Annotated in this window: 3 protein-coding genes and 1 pseudogene; all 4 read right to left on the bottom strand. The window is 52.6% G+C overall.

Annotation, left to right across the window (positions count from 1 at the left end):
- Positions 1-122: 122 nt before the first annotated feature.
- Positions 123-554 (bottom strand): annotated as a pseudogene (locus ACTBDZ_RS15905) (MFS transporter); the annotation flags it as partial.
- Positions 555-620: 66 nt separating this feature from the next.
- On the bottom strand, positions 621-1628 hold the full coding sequence (gene glsA, locus ACTBDZ_RS15900; RefSeq protein WP_438816032.1) for a glutaminase A: 1008 nt from the start codon (positions 1626-1628) through the stop codon (positions 621-623).
- 391 nt (positions 1629-2019) lie between these two features.
- The gene (tpiA, locus tag ACTBDZ_RS15895) at positions 2020-2787 is read right to left on the bottom strand and encodes a triose-phosphate isomerase (RefSeq protein WP_252320161.1); all 768 of its coding nucleotides are present in this window, start codon (positions 2785-2787) and stop codon (positions 2020-2022) included.
- 103 nt (positions 2788-2890) lie between these two features.
- The gene (locus ACTBDZ_RS15890) at positions 2891-3484 is read right to left on the bottom strand and encodes a DUF1454 family protein (RefSeq protein ID WP_438816031.1); all 594 of its coding nucleotides are present in this window, start codon (positions 3482-3484) and stop codon (positions 2891-2893) included.
- Positions 3485-3806 lie beyond the last annotated feature (322 nt).

Here is a 3806-nt window from a genome sequence, read left to right as displayed (position 1 = left end):
GTATCGGTGCTATGCTCGACATCGCTCAGTCCGGTTGATGATTTGGGATCTTTATCGATTGATCAGATCGCTCAACTCGGACTGAGTTCCCTTCAGGTGATCTACTATTCGGAACAGTTATTTAGCGCGGTGGCTTGTTGTGCACCGCGATAATTCTCCGCAATCAGTGCCACCAGTGAGGGCACTAACGCTGCCGCCGTCAGGCCGCTGAGCGCCTGTGCGCTGATCATGATGGTGGCGTTAGGGCTGAAAGTCATCATCACCTGAGCGACACCGAACAGCAGCACGGTAGAGCGGAAGATGATCAGTGGGCCAAATCGCTGGTTGAGTTTTGCACCCAACATAACGAAACCGGCGACGGACAGTGAATAGACGACGATACCCGTCGCAATGGTGGTGGGCGGCACATTGAAACTGTTCACCATACCACCCAGCGCGACGGGGAGTGAGGCGACGTTGAATGACATCAGAATCTGGGCGAGTGCGATGGTGATCATCGGTATCCATGACGCTTTCTCGTCTGTCACTGTGTGCGGTGTTGATTGATTCACCATAATGGTTATCCCCTTATTGTCCTTAGATTTTTATGCGAATTTTTGCGTTGGTTACAGCAACGATGATCAGCTTTTTTCGGTGTAAGGTTCGGAGACGAACATATCCATACCTAGGCTGCGGGAGAGAAAGCGTGCGGCCAACTGGCCTTTGACGCTGTTGCCCGCACCGTCAAGTAGGGGCGCAAAGGTGCCTAAACCACCTTTACCGGGCGAGACAGTGACGATGCCGCCGCCAATGCCGCTCTTGCCGGGGAGGCCGATATCGTAGAGCCAGTCGCCGGATGTTTCATACAGCCCAGCGGTGACCATCACGGCCAGGGCGTAATGGCACACGTCATTGTTGACCACGCGGTCGCGGGTGACGGGGTTAACGCCACCATCGGCCAGCGTCGCCCCCATCACCGCCAGATCGCGGGCGCTGATGTTGAGTGAGCATTGGCGGGTATATAAATCAACGGCAATGGCCGGATCGCAGCCGAGCCGCCCATAGCTGTAAAGCAGATTGGCGATGCCGCGATTGTGGAAATTGGTCTCACTGGCGGATTGATACACTTCCTCGTTAAGGGTGAGTTCTCTGCCCGCGAAACCGCATAACCCGTTGTAAATAAAATTCCATTTCTCGTCGCTGGTGTTGCCGGGGATCAGGCTGGTGGTGGCGATTGCCCCCGGATTCACCATCGGATTGGTGCGGGCGTCTGCGGTGAACTCAACGGCCGTGACAGAGTTGAACGGCATACCGGTACTGTTTACGCCCAACTTTTCGCGTGCGACGCGGGCACCCAGTGCCTGACACACCAGCGCAAAGACAAAGGGCTTCGATACGCTCATGATGGTGAACTCATAATCCACATCACCTGCGGCGTGTACTGCGCCGTTAGTGCCAACCATGCAAATGCCATAGAGCGCGGGAGGCACGCGTTCAAGTGCAGGATAAACCTTAGAAACGACGCCCTCGTGGTTCTGCCCGAAACGCTGGTGGGCTTCCTGAATCAATTGTGTAACGGTGTCCTGGTCCGGCAGATGTCCGGTTGAAACATAGGGGCTGAAAGTATTGCTGGATTCGTCAAAGGGCATGGTGATATCTCCGTAATAGACCGCCATTTTCCTTAATTATCAATTTTATAGGGATGGCGTCACTGAGGCGCTTTCTCCCTTCATAGAGCGTAGTACAGCGTGGCATGATGATTACGGTGTGATTTGAGACGTATACGTCTTGAGGTAAAAGGTAGGTTTTATAGAAAATAATAAATATCCAAACATTTAAAATATTTAATCCCGTAAATGGGGTTTTTGTTTTTCAGAAATAAAATTTTTAATTTAGTAACGTGAAAAATTCACTGCGAATGATTAAGTGCCTGGTGCGAGGCGGTACAAGAGTTTCAGAAAAGGAGTACAGCAAGAGGTGGGAACAAGAGAGTAAAACAGCGCATCCGTAAAACAGACGCGTTGTTGCAGTATTACCGCATTACGCGCGCTTGGCTTCTGCGGCGGCTTTTACGATCACGGCAAAGGCATCGGCTTTCAGCGACGCGCCACCTACCAGTGCGCCGTCGATGTCCGGCTGCGTGAAGAGTTCTGCTGCGTTGGCTGCGTTGACCGAACCACCGTACTGAATGATGACCTGATCGGCGACCGCTTTGTCCTGCTTGGCGATATGGTCACGGATAAACTTATGCACCGCTTGTGCCTGAGCCGGGGTTGCTGATTTGCCAGTGCCAATGGCCCATACGGGTTCGTAGGCGATAACCGCATCGTTGAAGGCTGTGGCACCCAATGTGCTCAATACCGCATCCAACTGACGGGCGACAACCGCTTCGGTTTCACCAGCTTCGTTTTCGGCTTCAGTTTCACCAATGCACAACACGGGGATCAGTCCGGCTTCTTTCAACACGCCAAATTTTTTCGCAATGAATGCATCGCTTTCTTTGTGGTAGGTGCGGCGTTCGGAGTGGCCGATGATGATGTATTTCGCACCGATGTCTTTCAGCATGGTGGCAGAGGTTTCTCCCGTGTAGGCACCGGACAGGTTAACATCGACGTTCTGTGCGCCGAGCGCAATGCGGCCACCGGCCAATTGATGATTTGCCTGATCCAGATACAGCTCGGGCGGCGCGATGGCGACGTTGCAGCCAGTCACTGTGCTGAGTTCTTTACGCAAACCGGCGATCAGCTCGATAACCATGTGCGTGCTGCCGTTCAGCTTCCAGTTACCCATTACTAATGGATGACGCATCTTTTTTCCTCCGAATAGGGATAGCAAGTAATTTTATTTTTCAGACAGTATAGAGACCAAACCCGCGAGACGCTCGGATTTTCATCACTCAATGCCAGCGCGATCACGGTTCAGATAGAGTTAGCTTAATCGGTTCAACAGCGAATGTTATCCCTTTTTCCCCATTATCTGCCACTACATATCGCAATGCGCCTCCCGTTTGTTGGTAAAAGCCCTGACGTTTGCCGATATCCAGCAATTCCGTAATCTTCTTGCTGCTTTGTTCCTCGGAGAGCGAGGGAATGAAGTGACGCAGCAGCGCGGCCATATACTGGATAGCCTGCGCACGGCGAGCGCCGGTTTCAGGATAGCCCGCCTGAGGGTGGTAGGTCAGTTGCATGGTTTTTATTTTGCCGGTGCCTCGCTCCAGCGCGGTTGAGGCGTAGAGTTGGGCATTGATTCTGCTCGCAGCCCGCGTCAGCGGTGCGGCAGGCTCTCTAGTATCCACCGTGCGGAATTCACCCATCGGTAATGAGGGGTTGCTGAGGTTATAGCGCGTGCGAAATTGTGGGATAGTCTGGTCGAATGTTGGCGCGTCGGGCAGCAGGTACGGTGCCACCGTGGCGTCTTTTGACGGCACAAGGGGTTGCGCGTGAACCTCCGGTCCAGACGTCAGTAAAAGCAAGAGTAACGCTGGGGCAACGAGTCGTATAGTCATAGTTCCGCTATTGAAGTGTTCCGTTTTAAAAGAGAGCGTTGTCAGAGCAAGATCGGAGGCACTGACAACGGGCGCTTGTCTGATTAAAGCGGGATTTGGGCGCGATTGTCAAAAGGCACGTGCTGGCACACCCTTGTCGAACCATTCTGTCAGTAAGAGGTATTCACTCTGAGAATAAACGTGTCGATACGAAAATATACCCGTCATTCCGCACCTACTTTAAGAATAAATTCGACGGTATCGCTCGCCGAGAACATCAACGATGGTCTTGTGAACAGAATTGAGGTTGGATACTTGTGGTGGTCTGTCACCAATACTGAAC

This window comes from Symbiopectobacterium sp. (assembly GCF_051710365.1).
Lineage (GTDB): Bacteria > Pseudomonadota > Gammaproteobacteria > Enterobacterales > Enterobacteriaceae > Symbiopectobacterium.
The sequence above is the reverse complement of the archived record's forward strand: the minus strand, read 5'-3'. Positions and strand labels throughout refer to the sequence as shown.

Bases quoted from the DNA above. Each gene is read 5' to 3' on its own strand.
- tpiA (WP_252320161.1), bottom strand. From the start codon at position 2,787: ATGCGTCATCCATTAGTAATGGGTAACTGGAAGCTGAACGGCAGCACG.
- ACTBDZ_RS15890 (WP_438816031.1), bottom strand. From the start codon at position 3,484: ATGACTATACGACTCGTTGCCCCAGCGTTACTCTTGCTTTTACTGACG.
- glsA (WP_438816032.1), bottom strand. From the start codon at position 1,628: ATGCCCTTTGACGAATCCAGCAATACTTTCAGCCCCTATGTTTCAACC.